This window comes from Maribellus maritimus (genome assembly GCF_022267315.1).
Classification (GTDB): domain Bacteria; phylum Bacteroidota; class Bacteroidia; order Bacteroidales; family Prolixibacteraceae; genus Draconibacterium; species Draconibacterium maritimum.
In genome coordinates this window covers 1-338 of sequence record NZ_JAIKLE010000194.1, presented here as the reverse complement: position 1 = coordinate 338, position 338 = coordinate 1, and the positions used below count along the sequence as shown (strand labels likewise).

Here is a 338-nt window from a genome sequence, read left to right as displayed (position 1 = left end):
CATGTTCTGGTGATGGTGTAGCTGTTATCGCAGATAGTATCGGAATAAACTTCCTTAAAAGAGACATCCACATCTGCATCGCAATTGTCGGTAGCGGTTAAAGTGGCTGCGACTGTTACGGCATCACAGTTTTGTGTAGTGTCAGCAGGCAGTGATTCCACAAAGAACGGTAAAATTGTATCCTGTACAGTTACTACCTGCGTGTATGAAGTTTTGTTTCCGCAGTTGTCTGTAGCTGTCCATTTTCTGGTGATGGTGTAGCTGTTATCGCAAATAGTATCGGAATAAACTTCCTTAAAAGAGACATCCACATCTGCATCGCAATTGTCGGTAGCAGT

1 protein-coding gene is annotated in these 338 nt (G+C 43.2%); it reads right to left on the bottom strand.

The genetic code is table 11. The features are described from left to right. The coding region (locus tag K5G00_RS29645; RefSeq protein ID WP_238770286.1) for an HYR-like domain-containing protein at positions 1-338 on the bottom strand (338 nt) is incomplete at both ends.